Source organism: Nonomuraea sp. NPDC001831 (assembly GCF_042892035.1).
In the GTDB taxonomy this organism is placed as follows: Bacteria; Actinomycetota; Actinomycetes; order Streptosporangiales; family Streptosporangiaceae; genus Nonomuraea.
Map to the genome: position 1 here is coordinate 16,407 of NZ_JBIATU010000021.1, position 22,028 is coordinate 38,434.

Here is a 22,028-nt window from a genome sequence, read left to right on the forward strand (position 1 = left end):
GGGCGTGTGGCGTCGGTTGTTCGACGTCCTGTCGTCGGAGATCGAGTTGGAGATCATTCAGTTGCTCGACACGCCCGAGGCCACCCACATCCGCTACCGCGTCCGCCGCTGAGCCGATCGGCCACGGACCGGGCTGGGTGTTACTGCCCAGGGGACGTTGAGGTTGATCTGCTGCCCGATCCCGGCCGGTCGGTGACCTCGATCGCCAAGCTGCTCGGGGTGAGCGTGGGAACGCTGTATGACCACATCCCCGACCTTCAAGAGCTTCGCGCAGGCCAGCGATCGTCCCTCGTGCAGGGATGCCCGGCCTCGGCAAAGAGCGCTCGTTCGGGGCTGGTGACACGTTCGTCAACGGCGCCCCGATACAGGTGAGCCGCTCTACGTGAAGACGCGGCCGCCTTGTCGTGCCACTCGGCGTAGACGAAGTCCAGGGCGTTCTTCAGGGCGCCGGGGACGGAGTGGTTGTACTCCGGCGTGACGAACACGAACCCGTCATAGCCGGCGATCGCCTCCGCCCAGCGGATGGTGTGCGCGTTGCCGTACAGGCCGGACGCCGGCGGATGCGGCTCATCCAGCAGCGGCAGGCCGAAGTCGGCGAGGTCGATGATCTCGAAGCCGGCAGCCGGCTGCTCTCGCCCGGCGACTTCGGCCACCCACTCGGCGACGGCGGGGCCACGGCGGCGGGTGCGATGGCGGCAGCCGCGGAGGGCCGGCAGGAGTGGCGGTCGCCTGGCCACGGTCACCGATGACGCGCTGGCCGTGGCGCGGGCCCCGGCGCGGGCGCGGCCAGTCGGTCACCCAGATCGTCCATGAGCTCGGCGTCGGCAGGTCGACGTTCTACCGGGCGCTGAAGAACGACGACCCGAGCGCCAGGCCTACACGATCGGCCGCGACGCGGCCGTGCTCACCCGCCTTTCGCGGGTGCTGCCGGACCGACTGCTCGACCGCGTCTTCGCGACCGGCTTGCGCCCTTACTACGCGAAGGCCGTCACCGGCAGCGGCTGACCCCAGGAGGACGCGCTGAGGCGCGGGCACCTGTCTGCCCGCGCCTCAGCGCGTTCACTGGGTCGCGTCCGACAGGATCCACGTGGGTACGGCAGAATCAGGGGCGTACCAGCGGACGCTGAGCTGCTCCTGGCCGGGCTCCGGCGGGGTCAGGAACAGGCGTTCCGTGGCAGTGGTGTGGTTGCTGAGGAACACGCCTCCGGACCCGTCCGGCGTCTCGCACCACAGATAGCTGTCGTCGCCGCCGTGGAACGGGCTCATCCAGAGGTGGCCCTCGGCACCGGCCGAGTGGATGTACTTCTGGTTGTAGACCAGGTAGGAGCAGTCGTCGTCACCGGTCCTGCCCGCCGGGATGGTGATGAAGCGCTGCTGAGGGTCGTCGTGGTCGGGGGTGAGGATCACCTCGTCGTCGAAGGAGTCGGCCTCCAGGGCCAGTGTGGGGTCGATGGAGCCGCGTAGGAGAACCTCGCTGACGTCGCCTGCCGTTCCGGGCTCTTGGAGGAACCAGCGCTGATTGGCCGAGCCGTCGAAGTCGCGGGCGGCCAGCTCGCCGCCGCTGGCAGGAGCGGTGAGCACTTGCCCGGTGGCGAAGTTCTGCAGTGTCCAGGTGCCGTCGCCTTGGTAGACGGGGCGCCAGAGCTGGTCCATCTCCTCGTTCGGCCAGAGGACAATGCGGGCGTCGCGGACGCTGCCCTCCTGGCCGAGATAGCGGCCGTTCCACGGGTTGCCCGCGATCACGCGGTAGTAGCCGTCGAACTCGGCGTCGCGGACCAGGCTGAAGGTCTGTATCGGCGGCTGAGCCGTACCGGAGTGGTCGGTGACCACGTGGCTGCCGCTGCCGCTGCCGCCGGAGGGGCCGGCGACGTTGGTGGTGGCGGCGTTGCGGAGCACCGCTGTCACCGGCGGGATCACCACCGCCTGCGCCGGGGGCGCCGGCGGGTTCACCAGGTGACTGAGCTGGTAGACGACGGGATAGTGGTCAGACAGCCGCATCATGCTGGCCCGCAGCCCGCCGACGACGTTGGGATGCGGCAGGCCGATCGGGACGGCCGCGTAGTCGAGGATCCGGGGCGTGAGGTCCTCGCCGGGCAGCGGCGCCCGGGTCGGGTGGGTCGGGAGCTGCTGGGCGATCACTTGGAACTCCCCGCCGACCGCGGTGGCCAGCGACGGGTCGGGGCCGGTCTGCGGGGCGTACGGCATGCGGTTGAAGTCGCCGAGCGCGATCCAGGGCAACGCTGTGCCGCCGGGGCCCGCGTTGGACATCAGGGTCCTGATGTTGCGCAGCAGTTGAGGGTCGTCGCCGCCGCTGCCGGATTGCCCGTGGATGGTGAAGTAGACGACGCCGTCAACGTTGACGCCGAGCGCGGGCCTGCCTCGCGAGCCGTTGTACAGCCCGGCGGCGGCGACGTAGATGTTCTGCGGCTGGACCCGGGTGCGGGTGGCGATGGCCAGGTTGACCCGTCCGGTGGGGGTGGTGGGGTTCTCGTCCGTGTGCAGCCAGTAGAGGTAGCGGGGCCGGCTGGCCGTACCCCCGTACTCGAACTCCTCGACGGCCGGAGAGGAGCCGTCCCACTGGTAGAACACGTTCTGTGGGGTGCTGCTCAGGTGGATGGCGCTGGCGGGCGGCGCGCCGGCCTCCTGCAGCAGGGCGACGGTGGCTCCGCTCTGCGTCATGAGCTGGTTGAGTCCCAGCGTGTACTTGTTCTCGTACGATCCGCCGCCCGTGGTGCCGGTGCCCTGCATGTTCCAGGTGATGACGTTGCGGCGGCTGTTCGAGCGTGGGTCGATCTCTCCGCCGACGTCGCGCAGGAAGAGCGAGTTCTGGCTGCCGGGGTCGAGGGTGGCGACGCCCTGGCCGGTGTAGTCGAGAGTCTCGCGGCCGGTCCAGTCGGGAATGGCCGCGCCGGCCTGGCTGAGCGGCTTGAACCGCTGCGGGGCGGCGCTGTCGGAGCCGAACTGGTAGACGGTGCCGATGGCGTAGGGGCTGTAGGTCTCGTACGGCCCGCCGGGCGTAGCTTGTTTGACCAGGGCGTTGCGGTAGAACACGTTCTGCGGCCCCGACGAGCCCGACCACTTGGCCGCTTTCGGCCCGGCCGCCCACCAGATCGGCCACCAGGTGCCGTCGTCGATCTCGCCGCCCTCGCCGCCGCAGTTGGTCTGGCAGTTACCCGACCTGTGCTCGTACGGCACGCGCACGGTGTTGGCCTCGAAGAGGTTGTTGTGCTCCCAGCCGCCGTGCAGGTTGAGGTCGGAGTCGAGGTCGTTGCGGAAGGCGACGTTGCCGCTCGCCGACCACTGGAAGGTGAAGTGACGCAGGTTGCGGCTCAGGTTGTAAGCCCACAGCGAGTCCCACACCCGGCTGCCGCGCAGGTAGCCGTTGCCGCCTTTGCCCTTGTTCCAGGCGCCGTCGAGGCTGTTGCGTTCGATCTGCAGGTTGCGGGCGTTCTCGGTGACGATCGTGTGCGAGCCGGTCATCGTGGCGGTGAGACCACGCGCCCAGCTGTTGGCGGCCCATTTGAAGACGATGCCGTGCATGGCGTACTCGGGGGCCATGTTGCCGTAGTTGTGCACGGCTTGCTCGGGAGTGAACTGGTAGGCGCCGCCGCCGAGTTTGGGTAGGCCGTTCATGTCCTGGGTGAAGGAGAAGTTCTCGAACCCGACCCCCTGGACGACCTTGAGCGGGGTGACCTTACTGGCGTACGGCGTGTCCCCGAGCGGCGTTGAGCCGTCGGAGGTGGAGTCGACCGGCAGGTCCCATTCCAGCGGCCGGTCGAGGGTGATCGTCTTGGCCGTGGCGTCGAGGCTGATGACGCGGAACATCTGCTGACGCATGTGGAGGTTCTCCATCTGCGTCCGGTCGGTGACGCCCTGCTGGGCGTAGAAGCCGAGGCTGTTGGCCGCGCCCACCCACACGTACCCGCCGAGGGAGAACTTGGACATGGCGGCGTTCGAGACGAGCTGGATGACGCTGTCGCCCTGCCGGGCGGCGTAACCAGGATCGCCGGGCTGCGCTGCGACCTTGATCCCGGAGGCCCAGTGCTGGTTGACGCTGCCCTCGAAGAGGTCCTTGCGGTTGGCGGGGGCCGCCGCCCAGTCGTCCTGGTAGCGGGTGGCGATCTCGCGGGTCTGCACCCGGAACAGGCCCCGGCCCGGCCAGATCCAGCCGCCGGAGCCGGTGTCGCTGCCGGTCCCTGCGGTCATCGAGTCCTGGTCCCAGCGGCCGTTGACGAGGGTGTCGTAGCGGGTGTTCGCGTCCGGGCGGAAGACGAGGTCGGTGCCGTTCTGGCCGCGCAGGATGAGGAAGCTGGCGTCGACGTAGATCTGCCGGGAGACGTCCAGGCGGCCGGCGGGCAGCGTGATCAGCGACAGCCGGTGGTAGTTGGCGTTCGGCGAGCACTGGGCCTTGATGGCGTCGATCGCGTTCTGCAGGCCGGTGGTGTCGTCGATCCCGTCGTCCGGGATCACCTGGTAGGTGGAGGCGAGCTGCGCGGGGGTGATGCGGCAGGCCGCGTCGCCGGTCACATCGCCGTCGCCGGGCAACGGCTGGCCGCTGCGGTAACCGACCCGCGACCAGTCGGGCAGCCCGGTGGGCGGGGCCGTACGGTTGGCGGCGCTGAGCTCAGGCCCCTGCGCGCCCGGGCCTGCGGTCACGACGGGCGGCGGATCGGCGGCGGCGGGCGCCGCCAGACCCACGAGGAGCAGCAGGGCGACGAGGAGGGTTCGCATGACCGGTCACCACTGCGGGGCGGGCGGGGTGGGCAGGGCGGCGAAGTCGGTGGCGAACTTCCACAACAGGCCGGACAGGCTGCTGCCGGAACCGTTGATCACGTAGTAGAGGGCGCTGCCGGTGGCCACGGCCAGCGGAGCCGATCCGGTCCAGGCGTAGGAGTTCTCCTCGTAGTACTCCGAGGAGTCGCCGTTGCGCAGGATCCGGGTGGCCATCAGGCCGTTGTCGAGGTCGGTGTAGAGGACCGCGCCGTAGCCGGTCTCGGAGAGCGTGACAGACGGGGCGTAGCGCGACCAGCCGACGTCCTGCGGGTTGGTCCAGCCGCCGAACCCGTAGCGCTGGCGGGTCATGTAGACGTTGTTGTCGGTGCCGGTGAAGGCGAGCACGACCTGGTTCCATGGGGCGTTGCCGTCGTTCACCTGCGCGGCCAGCGCGGGGGCCTTGTAGCTGGTGGCGTTCGGGACGATCGACGGGGTGGCGAAGGCGGTGCTGCCGCCGTCATAGTACATCGTCCAGATGTCGTTGCTGGTCTGGCTGTTCCAGCCGAGCATGTAGGAGTTGTTCGGCAGCGCGGCGGCCGCGATGGACAGGTCGTCGGAGGTGCGCGCGTCGTTGGGGGCCTTGGTCGGGGCAGGCAGCGTGGCCGGTAACTGGTAGCTGGTGGTGAGCTGGATCCGCTGCTGGTAGATGTGGCCGTCGGTGCCGGTGTGGAAGATCCGGAAGTTGCCGCGCGAGCCGTCGTCGGTCCAGATCACCACCGGGGCGGCGTAGGTCTGCACGTACCCCGTCGGCGTCGGCAGCGGGTAGGCCGGGCCGTTGTTGAGCGAGATCCAGACGCCGTCGTTGTCGGCGCCGCGCCAGGCGTGCAGGATGTCGCCGTGGTTGTCCCGGGCCTCGGCCGGGGTGGAGCGGCTGGTGATCGGGCCGCCGGCGTAGGTCACCGCGCGCCACTGGGTGTCCTCGCCGGGGAGGCCGTAGTGGTAGCCGGCCGACGCGGGAACCGCCAGGCCGACGATGACGGCGAGGGCGGCCGTGAATGCCGCCGCCACCAGGCTGAACCTTCTGAGCTGCTGGAACATGTCTCCTCCAGGCCCCTGTCCCCGGTCCGGTACCGGGGTTCGCGCACTCAGAGTGCTCCGGTGCGGCGGCCATCGCACCCGGGACAGTCCCTGGCCCCACTCACGGGTGTGTCCCCCGTGGGTCACCCGGGCGCGAGCGGACGCCCGGGAGCCCAGGCTGGACGCATGATCAATGAACTGCCCGGTCCGTCTCTCACACAGGTGTTCCGGCTGCACACCGTGCCCGGGGCCCCACTCGATCTCGGCGACTGCCTGATCGTGCCGCTCACCGGGGGCCGGTTCACCGGGCCGGAGCTCAACGGTAACCTCGTGCCCGAGGGCAGCGCCGACTGGCGGTCCGTGCTGCCGGACGGCACCGTCGTGAGCCGTCTCAGATACACGCTCCGTACCGACCGGGGCGACCTGCTCCACGTCCGCTCGCGAGCCGTCGGGTACGGCACCGGTGCCGACGGCCCACTCCTCCGCGCCACCACGCGGATCCAGGCCGCCTCCGCACGTCTCGCCTGGGTCAACCGGGGCGTGTTCGTCAGCGTGGGAGCCCGTCGAGGCACGGGCACGACCTACGAGACCTACCTGGTGTCGTGAGCCGCCCGCGGTCATACTGCAGTGGTGACGGGCAGCGCTGTCCCCGGCCCACTGCTCGGCCGCCAGGCCGAGTGCGCCGCGATCGAGGCGGTGCTGGAGCGTGCTCGCGACGGCCGCGGATCGGTCCTGGTCCTCCGCGGCGAGACCGGTGCGGGCAAGACGGCGTTGTTGGAGTACGGCGCCGCCCGCGCTGCCGCCTTTCGCCTCGCCCGGGTGACCGGGGTGGAGTCCGAGTCGGAGCTCATGGGCGCCGGCCTGCAGCAACTGCTCGGAGCCCCGCTGGTCGAGGAGGCCCAGCGGCTGCCCGGCTCGCAGCGTGACGCCCTCAGGATCACGCTGGGGCTGCAGGACGGACCTGCCGCCGACCGGTTCCTGGTCGGGCTCGCCGTCCTCGGCACGCTGAGCGAGCTCGCCGACCAGCGTCCGCTCCTGGTCGTGGTCGACGACGCGCAGTGGCTGGACTCCGTCTCCACACAGATCCTCGCCTTCGTTGCCCGCCGCCTGGCCGCCGAGCGCGTCGCGATGCTGTTCTCGGTGCGCGAGCCGAGCGAGGACACCGAACTGGACGGGCTTCCCGCCCTGCCCGTGGAAGGACTCGGCGACCACGACGCCCGCCTCCTGCTCGGCTCGGTGATCCCGGGCGGCCTGGACGGGCAGGTGCGCGACCGGATCGTGGCTGAGACGCGCGGCAACCCGCTGGCCCTGCTCGAACTGCCGCGCACGATGACCCCCGCGGAACTGGCGGGCGGGTTCGGGCTGCCGGATGCCCGCATGCTGTCCGGACGCATCCAGCACAGCTTCGTCCGGCGGGTCGAGGCGCTGCCCGGCGACACCCGTCTGCTGCTGTTTGTCGCGGCCGCCGAACCGGTCGGCGACATGCTGGTGCTGATGCGCGCGCTGGAGCACCTGGGCATCGCCATCGGCGCCGCCGAGCCGGCCGAGTCGGCGGGCCTGATCGATCTCGGCCCGAGACTCGCCTTCCGTCACCCCACGGTCAGGACCGCCGCCTACCGGGCCGCGCCGCCCGAGGTACGCCGTCGCGGCCACGCGGCACTGGCCGAGGCCACCGACCCGCAGGCCGACCCGGATCGGCGCGCTTGGCATCGCGCGCACGCGACGGCGGCGCCCGATGAGGATGTCGCGGCGGAACTGGAGCGTCGTGCCGTCCGCGCGCAGGCTCGCGCTGGTGCCGAGGCGGCGGCTGCCTTCCTGGAGCGGGCGGCGGAGCTGACGCCCGATCCTCGCCTGCGCGGAGTGCGGGCCCTGGCCGCCGCCCAGGCCAAGCTGGACGCGGGCGCACTGGGCGCGGCCGAGGCACTGCTGGCGCTGGCGGCGATCGCCCCGCTGGAGGCGGCCGAGAGGGCGCGGCTGGAGCGGGTGCGCGCCCACATCGCGTTCGCGCGCACCCGGGGCAGCGACACGCCCATCCTGCTCAGCGGGGCGGCCAGGCAGCTCGAAGTCGTCGATCCGGAGCTGGCGCGCGAGACGCATCTGGAGGCGATGTGGGCGCTGATGCGCAGCGGCCGGTTCGGTCGTCCCGACGGCGTGCTGCCCGCTGCGGACGCCGCGCTGGCGCCGGTCCGCGATCATCCTGTGCGGGCTGTCGACCAGTTCCTTGACGTGCTCGTCACCCGAGCCACGCACCCGTACGTGCAGGTGCTGCCCTCGGTGGCGCGGGCGATCGCGACCTTCCAGCGGGAGGGTTTCCGCCGTGACAACATCGCCTGGTGCTGGCTGGCCTGCCAGCTGGCCATGGACGTGTGGGACGACGACGCCTGCGCGGCGATGGCCGGCGGCCTGGCGGAGACGGCCCGCGAGCGCGGCCTGCTCACCGTCCTACCGTTCGCGCTGAACTACTCCGCCGCCCATCAGTTGTTCGCTGGACGCTTCGACCTCGCCCAGCAGCTCGTCCAGGAAGCCGACTCGATCACCCAAGCGACGCGCAACGTCGCCGTCGCTGACTTCTCCATCCTGCTCGCCGCCTGGCGAGGGGACCGCGAATACACGCTCGACCTGCGTGAGCGCATCCTCGCCGCGGCCACAGCTCGGGGCGAGGGTTTCGCCGTGGAAGCGGCCGAGTGGGCCGCCGCGACTCTATACCTGGGCTACGGCGAGTACGGCCCTGCCGCCGAGGCCGCCCAGCGCGCCGCTGAACCCGACGGGATCGGGTTCACCGTCTGGGTGCTGCCCGAGCTGATCGAGGCAGCCGTCCGCTCCGGTGACGCAGACACCGCGCACCAGGCCTTCGAGCGGCTGGAGGAACGCTCGTCGACCAGCCAAACGCCATGGGCACGCGGCATCGAGACCCGTTCCCGGGCGTTGCTGAGCCAGGACGGCAAGGCCGAGGAGCTGTATCGGGAGTCGATCGAGCACCTGGCCCGCTCCCGTGTCACCGTCCACCACGCCAGGGCTCAGCTGATCTACGGCGAGTGGCTGCGCAGGCACAACCGCAGAATCGACGCACGTACCCAGCTCAAGGCCGCTTTGGCCGCCTTCGACGCCATGGGTGCGCGGGCGTTCGCCCGGCGTGCGGAACGGGAGCTGCTGGCGACCGGGGAGACCGTTCACAAGCGCAGCGAGGGCCCAAGCGTTCAGCTGACTCCGCAGGAGGCGCAGATCGCGCGGCTGGCCGGTGACGGGCACACCAACCCGGAGATAGCCGCCCGCCTGTTCGTCAGCCATCGCACCGTCGAATGGCACTTGCGCAAGGTGTTCACCAAACTCGACATCACCTCGCGCAAGGACCTGGCGCGGGCGCTGCGAGCCGTCGAACCGGCGACGGTCTGACCGCGCTCGTCCACCCGGCCCAGTAAGGGGCCCGGGGTAGGGCCAGGGAGTGTCACGGGCGCGAAAGACGGCGGCCGCGCGCGATCGTGAAGACATCACCGCCCAGGCACCCGGACCGTGAGCCCGGGACCACCACAAGGAGCAGAGATGTCCGCCAAGGCCACCCCCACCGCAAACACGCAGACCGCCGCCGCCACGACCGCTTCCCGTCCCCTTCGCAGGATCGTGACCGTCGCGCTGGCCGTCGTGGCCACCGCGGCCGCCCTGCTGGCCACCGCCCCCAGCGCCAGCGCGCAGGGCAACTGCACCCACTACGGGCAGGAGGGCTGGGGACAGATGTTCACCGACATCAACTACCAGGGCGACTGCTTCGAGTGGACGCTGGGGCAGGGTACGGACCTGCCCGCCTACATGAAGAACAAGGTCTCTTCGCTGCGGATCTGGACTGGCTGGCCGGCCTACGGCGCGACCCTGTACGACTTTGACTCCGGCACCCAGTTCTATGCCGGGCCGAACGAGTGGTGGCCGAGCCTGCCCGGCTGGTTCAACGACAAGGCTGACCGCGTAACCGGTTGACCCCCGACGAGTGTCGCCGCCTGGCACGTGAGGCGGTGCGAGGAGGAGAACCTGTGACAGGTCACTCGCGACTGCCTGAACGGAGGCAGGGGGCGGGCACCCGCCCCCTGCCATGCCAAGCTGTACAGCCCAGAGGCCAGGCCCTGTCACCGAGAGGATGAGTAGCCATGATGTATCCGACCCTGCGCCTCGCTTCCACCGATGAGGGCGTGCTGAGCGTGGTGATGGACGCGCCGCCGATGAACCTGATCGGCCCCGAGCTCGTCCGCGACCTGGTGAAGCTGGTCGGCGAGCTAGAAACGGATCAGGGCGTCCGGGTCGTGGTGCTGGAGAGCGCCGATCCCGAGTATTTTGTCCCGCACGTCGATCTGACCAAGGTCGCCGACTACACCACCGAGGCGGCCCGGGCAGGCGGCCCGGGCGACGCCTCGCTCGGCATGCTGTGGTACCGGCTCAGCAAGCTACCGGTCGTGACGATCGCGAAGATCCGCGGCCGGGCACGCGGGGCGGGCAGCGAACTGGCGCTGGCCTGCGACATGCGCTTCGCCTCCCGCGAGAACGCCGTCCTCGGGCAAATCGAGGTCGGCACCGGCGCGCCTCCTGGAGCCGGAGGCATGCAGCATCTCACCCGGCTGCTGGGCCGAGGGCGGGCGATGGAGGCGATCCTCGGTGCCGATGACTTCGACGCCGACACGGCGGAGCGGTATGGCTGGATCAACCGGGCGTTGCCCGATGCCGAGCTCGACGCCTTCGTCTCCAGGCTCGCCGGGCGTATCGCCTCGTTCCCAGTCGAAGGAGTTCGTACGGCGAAGCGAGTGCTCAACGAGCTGACCCTGCCCGCCGCCGACGCTGTCCGGGCGGATGCGATCCGATTCCGCGATCTGGTCGCCGCGGACGCCTCCCAGGCCCGGGTGAGGGCCCTGTTCGCGCAGGGACTGCAGACCCGCGGCCCACTCGAACTCCACCTGGGAGAACGCCTCGGCGACCTGTGAAGGAGAGGGCGGCGAGCGGCCGCCGCCTGCCCCCGGGGCTCAGCGCAGGGTGAGCCCGCTGCCCTCGTGGACGGCGCGGAGACCGCGTTCGACCGTTTCGTCGTTCTCGCCGACCGGGGCGACGTAGTCGAGGACCGCGCGGGCGGCGTCCTCGCCGAGGGCGCGGGTGATCACCCAGGTGGCCAGGTACTGTGACGCCAGGCACCCGCCCGCCGTCGCGATGTTCCCCTCCGCGTGGAAGGGTGCGTCCAGCACGGTGACGCCGCAGGCTTCGACGAACGGCCGGCTGGTTCTGTCCGTGCAGGCCGGCATGTGCTCCAGCAGGCCCAGACGGGCCAGCACCAGCGCCCCCGAACACTGCGAACCGATCAACTGCCGGGCGGGGTCGAGCGGCAACATGGCCAGCAGCCGGTCGTCGGCGACCACGTCGCGAGTCCTCACCCCGCTCCCGATCAGCACGACCTCGGCTTCGCTCACGAACTCGATCGGACGCTGCCCGGTCACCGGGACGCCGTTCATCGACGTGACCACCGGCGTCGGCGTCGTGATGAACGCTTCCAGCCCGTCGGCCCAGCATCGGTTGATCAGCGCCGAGGCGATGAAACTGTCGAGTTCGTTGAACCCGTCGAACGTGACCACCGCTACCCGCATGACATCTCCTTCGGACAAGTCTTCGGAACCGGGGACAGGCGCTGCGCACGTTCAGCGTCCTGCAGCCCATACCAAGCTGAGCACATCCTGTTCCGCAACGGCCACCTGGAGGCAAGGCCCACCACCTGACCACGTCGCGCGAGCGGAGTCCCTTGCACCACTCGGGGGGAGACTTCCCCACCATTCCCCGCGCCCGCGTCGAACGTCAGGCGGACGCCTCCGGGCCCGCGCTTCAGAGCAGAGCGCGCAGGACGGGCTGAAGGGCGCGGTGGAAGGTCGGGTACGCGAAATGCATCTCGGCCAGCGTCGCGATCGGGACCTCCGCGTGGATCGCCGTCACGAGCGCGGCCAGCACCTCGCCACCCGCGCTGCCGACGACGGTGCCGCCGACCAGCACACCCCGGCCCGCGTCCGCGACCAGCTTGACCGGCCCGGCCTCCGCGGCGATCCAGCCGCGGGTGCCCAGGTCACCGGTCGCCGCCCGGACATCGACGCCTCGTTCGCGCGCGGCGGCCTCGCTCAGCCCGACCGAGCCGACCTCGGGAGCAGTGAAGGTGACGCGGCCGACGGCCCGGTAGTCCGCCCACGGGCCGCCGGCGCCGGTAAGGTCCCGGATCACCACGTCCGCCTGATACATCGACATGTGCGTGAACGCGCCCTTGCCGGTGATGTCGCCTATGGCCCAGACGCCCTCGGCCACGCGCATCCGCTCGTCGGGGTCCAGCACGCGCGCGTCCGGGTCCAGGCCGACCTGCTCAAGGCCGAGGTCCCGCAGGTTGTTGCGCCGGCCCGCGGCGACCAGCAGACGCTCGGCCACGACCGTGCCGCCGGCCAGGCTGATCCGGAAGCCGTCGCCGTCGCGCTCGACCCGCTGGGCCCGCGCCGACGTGCGCACGGTGATGCCCTCGGCCGCGAACGCCTTCGCCACGGCCGCGGAGGCCTCCGGCTCCTCGACCGCGAGCAACCGGTCGGCGGCCTCAATCACCGTCACCTCGACGCCGAAGGCGGCGACGGCCTGTGCGATCTCGCAGCCGATCGCGCCGCCGCCGAGCACCGCCAGCGAGGCCGGCAGCTCGGTCAGCCGGACGACGTCCCGGTTGGTCCAGTACGGCGTGTCCGCGAGCCCGGGGATCGGCGGCGCGGCCGGTGAGGTGCCGGTGTTGAGCACGATGCCGCGCCGGGCGGCGTAGGACGTCTGCGCCCCGTCGGGGCCGGTGACGGTGACCGTGCCGGGCGCGGTGATCCGGCCGCGGCCGCGCGCGAAGACGGCGCCGGCGTCGACCAGTCTGTCCACGGCGACCTGGTCGTTCCAGTCGTCGGTGGCCTCCTCGCGGATCCGGTCCGCGACCGGCTTCCAGTCCGGGGTGACGGTCGCCGATCCGGCGTGGCCCTCGACGTACCGGGCCGTGCGCAGCTTGTCGGCGGCGGCGATCATCATCTTGGTCGGGATGCACCCGAAGTAGGGGCACTCACCGCCGACCAGGCGTTCGTCCACGCCCACGACCGACAGCCCGGCCCTGGCCAGGCTTCCCGCCACGTGCTCGCCTCCCGGGCCTAATCCGATCACCACTACGTCGCATTCGCCGGCCTCGCTCATCTCCACGCGCCCTTCCGTTCGTGTCGCCTTGTCCTCAGACCATCTCGCACAGCTGCCAGGCATCGCACCCGTGACCCCCACGTGCCTCCTGACTCGCGCCCGGGGGTCGGAACGGGACCAGGGCGTTCCCCTGGTGCGACGAGATCGCCGCCGGACGAAGCTGACAGCACAACCGCGACAGCGGCCGGACGTGGAGGAAACTATGAGCACCTCACCGATCACCCTCAAGACCATCACACTGGACGGGCTCACCGTCCGCTACGCCGAGAGCGAGCAGCGCGACACGCACGCGCTCTTGCTCAGCCCATGGCCTGAGAGCTTGTACGCGTACGAACCCATGTGGGCCGAACTGGCGGTCGACGTCCACGTGGTCGCCGTCGACCTGCCCGGCTTCGGCAGGTCGGAAGGCCGTCCGGATGTGCTCACCCCGCGAGCCGCCGGCGCGTTCATCCTCAAGTTCCTCGACGCGCTCGGGCTCGACAAGGTGCACGTCGTCGGCCCGGACGTCGGCACCAGCGCCTCCCTGTTCGCGGCGGCGCGACGGCCCGATCGCTTCCACAGCCTCGTCGTCGGCGGCGGAGGCGCGTCGGCCGATCTGCCGCTCGGCGAGCCGCTCGCGGGCTGGGTGCACGAGCCCGACATCGGCTGGTACGAGTCGAACGCGGACCAGGTCATGCGGATGACCCTGGAGAACATCTTCCCGGCCACCCCGCTCGCGGAGCATGTGCGCGACGACTATGTCGCCTCCTACGCCGGTCCGCGGTTCGCCGAGTCGATGCGTTACGTCCGCACCTATCCCACCGAGCTCAACGCCCTCGAACCGCTGCTCCCGACCATCCGGACGCCGGTCCGGATCATCTCTCCCGCGCGGGATCTGGTCGTCCCGCGCCCGCATGCCGAGTACCTCGCGGCCCGGCTGCCCGACAGCTCGCTCGACGTCCTCGACGCCGGGCACTTCGCCTGGGAGGAAGCCCCCAAGGCCTACGCCTCCCTCGTCCTCGACTGGTGGGACCGCCACCAGCCCATCGAAAGGTGAACGCCATGAAGCAGGATCTGAAGGTCGAAGCCGTCGTCATCCCCGTCTCCGACGTCGACCGCTCCAAGAAGTTCTACGAAGACCTGGGCTGGCGGCTGGACGCCGACTTCGCCTTCGACAACGGCTTCCGCGTCGTCCAGGTGACCCCGCCCGGATCGCCCGCCTCCATCCAGTTCGGGACCCGGATCACCAGCCGGCGGCCGGGCACCGCCGAAGGCGTCTACCTGGTCGTCTCCGACATCGCCGCGGCCCGCGAGCAACTCGCGGCCGCCGGCGCCGACGTCGGCGAGGTCTTCCACCCGGAGGCTCCCGGCGCGCAGTTCGGCCAGGTCCCCGACGGGCAGGCCGGCGGGCTCGCGGCCGACCGGGCCAGCTACGGGTCCTTCGCGGCCTTCCGCGATCCCGACGGCAACACCTTCCTGCTCCAGGAGGTCACGACCCGGATTCCCGGACGCGTCGACAGCACGTCCACGACGTACGCGTCGGTGAGCGACCTGGCCGGCGCGCTCAGGAGGGCGGCCGCCGCGCACGGCGAGCACGAAGCCCGCGACGGCGGCGCCCACGACGAGAACTGGCCCGACTGGTACGCCGCCTACCTGGTCGCCGAGCACCACGGCGACGAACTTCCACGCTGAGGACAGATCATGACCACACTCACCACGCCCATCCTCGACGTCACCGCCGCCAACGGGGTGACCTTCGCCTACCGCCGCTTCGGCGCCACCGGCACCGGCCGGCCGCCGCTGCTGTTCCTGCAGCACTTCCGCGGCACCCTCGACAACTGGGACCCGCTCCTCGTGGACGTCCTCGCCGAAGACCGGGAGGTGATCCTGCTCGACAACACCGGCGTCGGCCGCTCATCCGGCCGGGTGCCCGTCACCGTCGCCCAGATGGCCAGGGACGCCATCGCCTTCCTCGACGCGCTGGAGATCGAGGGGGCCGACCTGCTGGGCTTCTCGCTCGGCGGCATGGTCGCCCAGGAGGTCGCGCTGCTGCGGCCGCGCGCCGTACGGCGGATCGTGCTGGCCGGGACCGGCCCTCGGGGCGGGAAGCAGATGCACGGCTGGACCCTCGACATCGAACGCGCCGCCAACCGCGCGGACGGCGGCATCGAGGAACTCCTGCACATCTTCTTCGGCATCACCGAGACCAGCCGGGCGCTCGGCAAGGAGTACGCCCAGCGCGTCTTCAGCCGGACCGAGCACCCCGACCGGCCGAACGGCCCCGAGGTCGCCCGCGCCCAGTACGACGCGATCGTCGAGTGGGGCATCCCGGACCCGGGACGGCTCGCCCGGCTCGCGGGGATCACCCAGCCCACGCTCGTGGCCGCCGGGGACAACGACCCGATGATCCCGACGGTCAACTCCCAGCTCCTCGCCGACCACCTGCCGAACGCGCGCCTGCGGATCTTCTCCGACGCCGGACACGGGTTCCTGTTCCAATACCCGCGCCAGTTCGCCGCGCTCGTCCAGGAGTTCCTGGACGCCCCGGCCCGCTAGCGCACGCAGGCCTTCCCACCACCGGCGACCGGCGAGCCGCCGGCGGCAGGAGGCATGCCCTGACATGGATCGGGCAAGTGCGAGACAGGCGGATGATCACTAGAATCTAGCCGTGGCAGCGCCTGTCCTCAAGGGACGCCGACCCGAGCGCGAACGCCTGCACCAGGCGCTTGAACAGGTCAGGGGCGGCGAGAGCGCCGTGCTCGTCCTGCGCGGCGAGGCGGGCGCCGGCAAGACCGCCCTGCTCCACTACGTCGAGAGCCAGGCCGAGCGTTGCCGGGTCATCAGGATCACCGGCGTCGAATCCGAGCTCGAACTGCCCTTCGCCGCACTCCACCAGCTCTGCGGTCCCATGCTCACGACGGCGGTCACCCTCCCCGCGCCCCAGCGCCACGCATTGGAGGTGACCTTCGGCTACGCCGTGGGCCCGGCCCCCGACAGGCTCGTCCTCGGCCTGGCCGTCCTCTCCCTGCTCGCCGAAGCGGCCACCGGCCGGCCGCTGGTCTGCCTCGTCGATGACGCCCAGTGGCTCGACGCGGCCTCGCGCCAGGTGCTCGGGTTCGTCGCCAGGCGGTTGCTCGGCGAGTCGGTGCTGCTGATCTTCGCCGTCCGCGAACCCGCTGCCGACACGCTGCTGGCCGGGCTCCCCGCCCTGCCCGTGGACGGCCTGGCCGACGCCGACGCCCGAGCGCTCCTGGCCGCGTCGAATCCCGGCCGGCTCGACGCCCGGGTGGTCGACCGGATCGTGGCCGAGACCCGCGGCAACCCGCTGGCCCTGCTGGAGCTGTCACGCAGCGGCAGGGCCGAGCTGCTCGGCGGTTTCGCCCTGCCGACCGCGGGCGCCGACGCCTTGCAGGAGCGGTACGAGCGACGCATCCGCGCACTGCCCGAACCCGCCCGGCAGCTGCTCCTGCTGGCCTCGGCCGACCCCACCGGCGACGCCGCGCTCCTGTGGCGCGCGGCGCCCCTGCTCGGCCTCGGGCTGGAGGCAGCGGCCCCCGCCGAGGAAGCGCAGCTCGTCGAGATCACCCGGAGCGTCCGTTTCCGCCACCCGCTGGTGCGTTCGGCCGCCTACGCCGCCGGCACCGCCGAGGAGCGACGGGCCGTCCACCGCGCGCTCGCGGGCGCGCTGGACGACGAGGGCGAACGGCAACGCCGGCTGTGGCACCTCGCGACCGCCGCAGCGGGCCCCGACGACCAGCTTGCCGCCGAGCTCGCCGAAGCCGCGCAGGGCGTGGAGTCCCGCGGCGGGATGGCAGCGGCGTCGGCGCTGCTGCGTCGGTCGGCCGAGCTGACGACCGACACCGGCCTCCGCGTCGAGCGCACGCTGTCGGCGGCGCAGGCGAGCCTCGACGCCGGCGCCTTCGAGACCGCGCTCGGCCTGCTCGCCAGGGCCGAAGCGCTGCCGGCCGACGCCCTGCAGGGTGCCCGTATCGACCTGATCCGCGGCCGCACCGACCGTGCCGCGCGCTCCGGGAGGGAAGCGCCGGCGGCGCTGCTGCGTGCCGCCCGGCGGCTCGAACCCCTCGACAGCCGGCTCGCCAGGCACACCTACCTCGACGCGTGGAGCGCCGCGCTCGTCGCGGGCGGGCTCGCCGATCCCGACAGCGACCTGGCCGCGGTCTGCGCGGCGGCCGGCGCGGCCCCACCGCCGCCCCGCGCGGCGACAGCCGCCGACCTGCTGCTGGACGGCCTGGCCGCGCTCATCAACGACGGGACGTCGGCCGGCCATCCTCCGCTGCGCGAGGCGGTCACGGGATTCCTCGACCACGAGATGCCGACCGCGCTGTGGCTGCACTGCGGCGTGCTGGTCGCCAACGCGGCGCTGTCGCTGTGGGACTACGACCGCTGGGAGGCGGCCAACGCCCGCCACGTCGAGCTGGCCCGCGCCGGAGGCGCGCTCGCGCCGCTCGCCAACGCGCTCAACGTCCGCCGGGTCATCGCGTTGTGGCGCGGCGACGTGGAGTTCGCTCGCGAGCTGGGGCTGGAGGAGTCGACGGTCAAACAGGTCACCGGCACGCGCCGGGTGTCCTACGGAGATCTGTTCCTGCTGGCCTACCGGGGACACGCGGCCGAGGCGCTGCCGCTCATCGCGGAGTCCTCGGCTGAGGCCACCGCGCGCGGCGAAGGGCTCGGCCTCTACTTCACCGACCGCGCCACCGCGCTGTTGCACCTCGGACTCGGGCACTACGCCGAGGCGACGGTCGCCGCCGTACGGGCCGCGACGGGCGACCTCGGCCCGTTCACCGCGCAGGCTCTCCCGGACCTGGTCGAAGCCGCCGCGCGCAGCGGCGCCACCTCGGTCGCCGAAGCCGCGCTCGCCCGGCTGTTGACGTACACGGCAGGCTCGGACCAGGAGTGGGCGACCGGTCTGGAAGCCCGCGCGCGGGCCCTCGTCAGCAACGGAGCCGCCGCCGCCCGGCACTACGCCGAGGCCGTCGAACGGCTCGGCCGTACCCGGCTGACGTTCGAACTGGCCAGGACCCGGCTGGTGTACGGCGAATGGCTGCGCCGCGAACGCCGCCGCGCCGACGCGCGCCACCACCTGAAGCAGGCGTTCGAGGAGTTCGCCGCCATGGGAGCCGACGGCTTCGCCGAACGCGCCAGACACGAGCTGCTGGCGACCGGTGAGAAGGTGCGCAGGCGCACCGCCGACACCGTCGACGACCTCACCCCGCAGGAGGAGCACATCGCCCGCCTGGCGCGAGAGGGCCGCACCAACGCGGAGATCGGCGCCGAGCTGTACATCAGCGACCGCACCGTCGAATGGCACCTGCGCAAGGTCTTCGGCAAACTCGGCATCAGCTCCCGCAAAGAGCTCCGAGACGCGCCGCCCCACCTGCTCAGCAGGACGCGGTGACGATGCCGTCGATCGTGGTTCCTGTGCGCGCCGTGAGCGATGCGAGACAGTTGCGCAGAAGCCGGGCTGCAGCAAGCCACAGGCCAGGCCCCGCCTCCGCCGCATGGCTCTCCGCGGACGTCAGGTGGGTTCCCGCATCTCGATCGGGAGGTGGCGGGGGCCGCGGAGCATGGCGTTGTGCCGGTAGGGCGGCGGGTCCTGGACCAGGGTCGCGGTGCCGAGGCTGGGGATCAGCGCGCCAAGTGCGATCTGGGCTTCGAGCCGGGCCAGCGGACCGCCGTAGCACAGGTGGATGCCGCTGCCGAAGCCGAGGTGCTGGTTGTCGGGGCGAGTGGGATCGAACCGGTCGGGCTCGTGGAACCGTTTCGGGTCGCGGTTGCCGGAGGCGAGTACGAGCACCAGCGGCGTGCCTTTGGGCACGGTGAACCCGGCGATGTCGATGTCGGCGAGCGGGACGCGCTCGCGCATGTGCACCGGGGGCTCGTAGCGCAGCAGTTCCTCCACGGCGCCGGGCAGCAGGCCGGGGTCATCGCGCAGCCGGTCGAGCTGGTCGGGGTGACGCAGCAGGGTGAGCACCCCGTTGGTGATCAGATTGACCGTGGTCTCGTGCCCGGCGATGAGCAGCAGGACGGCGGTCTCCGCCAGTTCCTCGCGGGTGAGCCGCATGGCCGGGTCCGGCTCGTTGACGAAGGCGGAGAGCATGTCGTCACCGGGGTTACCGCGTCGCTGCTCGGCGAGGTCCACCAGGTACCGGCCCATGTCGGCCCTGGCCTGTCGGCCGGCTCGATCCTGCTCGGTGGTGTCGTCCTCGGTGCCGACGTCGGCGGAGGCGACGATCGCGTCGGACCATTCCCGAAACCGCGGCTCATCCTCGCGCGGGACACCGAGCAGCCGGCAGATGACCGCGACGGGCAGCGGGTAGGCGAAGTCGTCGACGATGTCGATCCTTGTGCGATCACGGAGCGCCTCGATCAGGTCCTCGGTGACCTCGGTGATCTGTCCGCGCATGGCATCGATGCGGCCAGGGCTGTGCGGGGGGCCGAACGGTCGCATGGCCAGGGTGCGCAGCCTGTGGTGCTCCGGGTCGTCGAGCCGCAGGAACGGGAGCTGCTCCTCGGCGGACAGATCAGGGTCCGCTTCACGGCGGCTGCGGGGATCGGCGCTGATCCGCGGGTCGTGGAGCAGGGCGTTGATCTCGTGGTAGGTGCCGACCAGGTAGCTGCCGTCTGCCTGCAGCACCACGGGGCCGGCCTCGCGGAGTTCCGCGTACAGGGGGTAGGGGTTGGAGCGGCTGGCGTAGTCGGTGATTCGTCTCAGCAGGGTGTCGGTGGTCATGCTCTGGGCTCCTCGTGGACGGGCGGAAGGGTCAGCCAGGACGCACCATGGTCAGCCGGCGGTCCGGCAGGTGACCGGTGAGCGCGACAAGGGGGCCGTGGGAGAGCCCCTTCGGGGCCGGCACATCGGAGGGAAGCGGCAGCTCGGCGGCGAGCGTACGGTCCGCCGCGCCGGGCGCGGGCGGGAACGGGGCAGCGGTCTCGATCAGGTGCTGGTAGTACTCGAGCGACTTGGCCATGTTGACGGTGACCGCGGCGGTGACCCGGCCCCGGTAGCCGTACACCACCGCGAGCCGGCGCGCCTCCAGCGAGCCCTGCGCGAGGACGATCTGGTCGGAGAAGGTGGGGACGCCCACCGCCTTGATGTTGAGCCCGAACTGGCTCGACCAGAACGTCGGCAGCGCGAGATGTGGACGCCGCAGCGGCCCAGGATTGACCATGTTGTGGGCCGCCACTTCGGCCTGCGCGACCGCGTTGCCCCAATGCTCCAAGGAGAGCAGCTGGTACTCGAACAGCGGATGAGGGAAGCGGGAGACGTCGCCGGCGACGAAGACGTCGTCGGTGACGATCCCGTACATGTCGAAGGCCCGGCACCCGCCGTCGCAGGCGATCCCGCGTGGGCCCGCCGCCAGCCCGGCGTCTTTGAGCCATTCGACGTTGCGGACGGCGCCCAGCGCCACGACACAGACGTCCGCGGTGACGTGACTGCCATCGGACAGGTCCGCGCCGGAGAAGCGGCCGTTCCCGTCCCCGCGCAGGGCGGTGACCGTCACCCCGCAGCGCAGGTCCACCCCGTGCGCCCGCTGCATGCCGGCGGCGAGCTTCGACAACGTGCCGCCGAGCGCGCCCACCAAAGGTGCGGGGCCGCGTTCGGTGACCGTGACCTCCAGGCCCCGTTCCCGGCAGGCCGAGGCGATCTCCGAGCCGGTGAAGCCGCCGCCGATCACCAGCACCCGCTGCGGCCCGGCGGCCAGCCGCTCGGCCAGCAGTCCGGCGTCATCGCAGGTGCGCAGAGTGAACACCCCGTCCAGGGCGGCCTCCTCCGCGTTGGGCCATGGCCGTGCCCGGGTCCCGGTGGCGATCAGCAGCCGGTCGAAGGGAAGCGCATCGCCGTCGGCCAGCATCACCCGCTTCCCGAGAGGATCGAGGCCCGTGGCAGGCACTCCGAGCCGCCAGTGGGCGTCCGGGTCCCGGCGCATCGGCAGCTCGGTGGCGTCCGCCGCCGCTTGGCCGAGCAGCACCTGCTTGGACAGCGGCGGCCTGTCGTAGGGCGGGCGGAGCTCGTCTCCCACCACGGTCAGAGAGCCGGTGAAGCCCTCCTCACGCAGTGTCTCAGCGGCCCGCAGCCCCGCCAGCGACGCACCGACGATGACGATCCTGCCCTTCCGCAGGTCATCGGCCACCGACGCTCACCTCCTCGCCGAGGAGGATGGCCTGGACCGGGCACGCCACCGCGGCCTGGCGCACGCGCTCCAGCTGGTCGTCGGGGACGGCCGGCGTGTACAGCAGCGCCTCTTCCCCGTGCAGTCGGAACACCCTCGGCGCGAGAAACACGCACTGCGCGTAGCCCTGGCAGCGGGTGAGGTCCACGACGATCCGCATCCCACCATTCCCTTCGTCGCCTCACCCTTGTTCCTGTCCAGAGCAGCAGCAAAGGGAATCGGACAATCGGGGATGCGTCCGGTAATCGCGCGGTCCAGGCCCGACAATGGCCCGTGCCTTCGGGGAACGTCAGGATTCGTGAGCGACTGCCCGTGGGGATGCCAGCCGTGCGGACAAGGCCCAGCGGCCGGGACCGAAGGCGGCGATGAGCAGGAACCCCCAGCAGAAGAGAGCAGCCTTCTCACCGCCGTTCTCGATCGGGAACAGCGCTTGAGGCTGGTGCACGACGAAATAGGCATAGGCCATGGTGCCCGAGCAGATGACGGCGGCGGCGCGGGTGGCCACTCCCAGGACGACCAGGACGCCGGCGACCAGTTGGATGACCGCGGCCCACCACCCCGGCCACTCCCCGAAGCTCGGTGCGGGCCCCTGAGGTCCGCCCAGGACACCGAAGAGGGTGGCCACCCCGTGACAGGCGAACAGCAGACCCGTCACGAAACGATAGAAGGCCAGGAACAGACCCTGCCGTTCGAACGACGTGTCCACGAGGACGTTCTTCCTGGCGAAGCGAATAGGAGATCGCTGCTCGGCGGTGGCACATCGACCGGCATTCGCGGTGCGGATCCTCTTCATGACGCCGCCCAGGCGCCCTGGCCGGGCCGTCGAGTGTTCACGTTGCGTAGTCATACCGGTTTGTT

The 22,028-nt window shown here is 71.4% G+C and carries 18 protein-coding genes; 9 read left to right on the forward strand and 9 right to left on the reverse strand.

Annotated features, from left to right (window positions below):
• Positions 1 to 257 precede the first annotated feature (257 nt).
• Positions 258 to 743: an NADPH-dependent FMN reductase gene (locus tag ACFYYW_RS42815; protein ID WP_387658664.1), complete on the reverse strand. Its 486-nt coding sequence runs from the start codon at positions 741 to 743 to the stop codon at positions 258 to 260.
• A gap of 2 nt (positions 744 to 745) precedes the next feature.
• Between ACFYYW_RS42815 and ACFYYW_RS42820 the strand changes: the two genes are divergently transcribed.
• Positions 746 to 1,024, forward strand: coding sequence for a helix-turn-helix domain-containing protein (locus ACFYYW_RS42820; RefSeq protein ID WP_387658667.1), 279 nt, complete (start codon positions 746 to 748; stop codon positions 1,022 to 1,024).
• Positions 1,025 to 1,059: 35 nt separating this feature from the next.
• On the opposite strand, the gene ACFYYW_RS42825 is transcribed toward ACFYYW_RS42820, so the two are convergent.
• Complete coding sequence (locus ACFYYW_RS42825) at positions 1,060 to 4,731, reverse strand: RICIN domain-containing protein (RefSeq protein ID WP_387658670.1); 3,672 nt, start codon at positions 4,729 to 4,731, stop codon at positions 1,060 to 1,062.
• A 6-nt stretch (positions 4,732 to 4,737) separates the two neighbouring features.
• Positions 4,738 to 5,811: a hypothetical protein gene (locus ACFYYW_RS42830; protein WP_387658673.1), complete on the reverse strand. Its 1,074-nt coding sequence runs from the start codon at positions 5,809 to 5,811 to the stop codon at positions 4,738 to 4,740.
• A 165-nt stretch (positions 5,812 to 5,976) separates the two neighbouring features.
• Here ACFYYW_RS42830 and ACFYYW_RS42835 point away from each other — a divergent pair, with 165 nt between their 5' ends.
• The 4 genes from ACFYYW_RS42835 to ACFYYW_RS42850 all read left to right on the forward strand — a co-directional run bounded on the left by ACFYYW_RS42835 (position 5,977) and on the right by ACFYYW_RS42850 (position 10,751).
• A complete protein-coding gene (locus ACFYYW_RS42835) occupies positions 5,977 to 6,396 on the forward strand; it encodes a DUF3237 domain-containing protein (protein WP_387658676.1) in 420 nt (139 codons plus the stop codon).
• 24 nt (positions 6,397 to 6,420) lie between these two features.
• Positions 6,421 to 9,183, forward strand: a complete 2,763-nt coding sequence (locus tag ACFYYW_RS42840; RefSeq protein ID WP_387658679.1) for an AAA family ATPase — start codon at positions 6,421 to 6,423, stop codon at positions 9,181 to 9,183.
• A gap of 147 nt (positions 9,184 to 9,330) precedes the next feature.
• Positions 9,331 to 9,759 carry a hypothetical protein gene (locus ACFYYW_RS42845; protein ID WP_387658682.1) on the forward strand — a complete coding sequence of 143 codons (429 nt, stop codon included), beginning with the start codon at positions 9,331 to 9,333 and terminating at the stop codon, positions 9,757 to 9,759.
• A 167-nt stretch (positions 9,760 to 9,926) separates the two neighbouring features.
• Entirely contained in the window at positions 9,927 to 10,751 is an 825-nt protein-coding gene (locus tag ACFYYW_RS42850; RefSeq protein ID WP_387658685.1) for an enoyl-CoA hydratase/isomerase family protein, read from the forward strand.
• Positions 10,752 to 10,790: 39 nt separating this feature from the next.
• Here the strand turns inward: ACFYYW_RS42850 and ACFYYW_RS42855 are convergent, their stop codons facing one another.
• Both ACFYYW_RS42855 and ACFYYW_RS42860 read right to left on the reverse strand, forming a co-directional pair.
• Positions 10,791 to 11,402, reverse strand: a complete 612-nt coding sequence (locus ACFYYW_RS42855) for a hypothetical protein (protein WP_387658688.1) — start codon at positions 11,400 to 11,402, stop codon at positions 10,791 to 10,793.
• Between the two features lie 232 nt (positions 11,403 to 11,634).
• Positions 11,635 to 13,062 (reverse strand): dihydrolipoyl dehydrogenase family protein, encoded by a 1,428-nt coding sequence (locus tag ACFYYW_RS42860; protein WP_387658690.1) that lies wholly within the window; start codon positions 13,060 to 13,062, stop codon positions 11,635 to 11,637.
• Between the two features lie 139 nt (positions 13,063 to 13,201).
• Here ACFYYW_RS42860 and ACFYYW_RS42865 point away from each other — a divergent pair, with 139 nt between their 5' ends.
• The 4 genes from ACFYYW_RS42865 to ACFYYW_RS42880 all read left to right on the forward strand — a co-directional run bounded on the left by ACFYYW_RS42865 (position 13,202) and on the right by ACFYYW_RS42880 (position 18,394).
• Positions 13,202 to 14,035: an alpha/beta fold hydrolase gene (locus ACFYYW_RS42865; protein ID WP_387658693.1), complete on the forward strand. Its 834-nt coding sequence runs from the start codon at positions 13,202 to 13,204 to the stop codon at positions 14,033 to 14,035.
• 5 nt (positions 14,036 to 14,040) lie between these two features.
• Positions 14,041 to 14,670, forward strand: coding sequence for a VOC family protein (locus ACFYYW_RS42870; RefSeq protein WP_387658695.1), 630 nt, complete (start codon positions 14,041 to 14,043; stop codon positions 14,668 to 14,670).
• A 9-nt stretch (positions 14,671 to 14,679) separates the two neighbouring features.
• Positions 14,680 to 15,534 carry an alpha/beta fold hydrolase gene (locus tag ACFYYW_RS42875; protein ID WP_387658698.1) on the forward strand — a complete coding sequence of 285 codons (855 nt, stop codon included), beginning with the start codon at positions 14,680 to 14,682 and terminating at the stop codon, positions 15,532 to 15,534.
• A gap of 112 nt (positions 15,535 to 15,646) precedes the next feature.
• Positions 15,647 to 18,394 (forward strand): BREX system ATP-binding domain-containing protein, encoded by a 2,748-nt coding sequence (locus tag ACFYYW_RS42880; protein ID WP_387658701.1) that lies wholly within the window; start codon positions 15,647 to 15,649, stop codon positions 18,392 to 18,394.
• A 120-nt stretch (positions 18,395 to 18,514) separates the two neighbouring features.
• On the opposite strand, the gene ACFYYW_RS42885 is transcribed toward ACFYYW_RS42880, so the two are convergent.
• The 4 genes from ACFYYW_RS42885 to ACFYYW_RS42900 form a co-directional block, all read right to left on the reverse strand.
• Positions 18,515 to 19,729: a cytochrome P450 gene (locus ACFYYW_RS42885; protein WP_387658703.1), complete on the reverse strand. Its 1,215-nt coding sequence runs from the start codon at positions 19,727 to 19,729 to the stop codon at positions 18,515 to 18,517.
• A 31-nt stretch (positions 19,730 to 19,760) separates the two neighbouring features.
• Entirely contained in the window at positions 19,761 to 21,131 is a 1,371-nt protein-coding gene (locus ACFYYW_RS42890; protein ID WP_387658706.1) for an NAD(P)/FAD-dependent oxidoreductase, read from the reverse strand.
• Entirely contained in the window at positions 21,121 to 21,330 is a 210-nt protein-coding gene (locus ACFYYW_RS42895) for a ferredoxin (RefSeq protein WP_189654223.1), read from the reverse strand. Before ACFYYW_RS42895 ends, ACFYYW_RS42890 begins: the two co-directional genes overlap by 11 nt.
• A 129-nt stretch (positions 21,331 to 21,459) precedes the next feature.
• Entirely contained in the window at positions 21,460 to 21,876 is a 417-nt protein-coding gene (locus ACFYYW_RS42900; RefSeq protein WP_387658710.1) for a DoxX family protein, read from the reverse strand.
• Positions 21,877 to 22,028 lie beyond the last annotated feature (152 nt).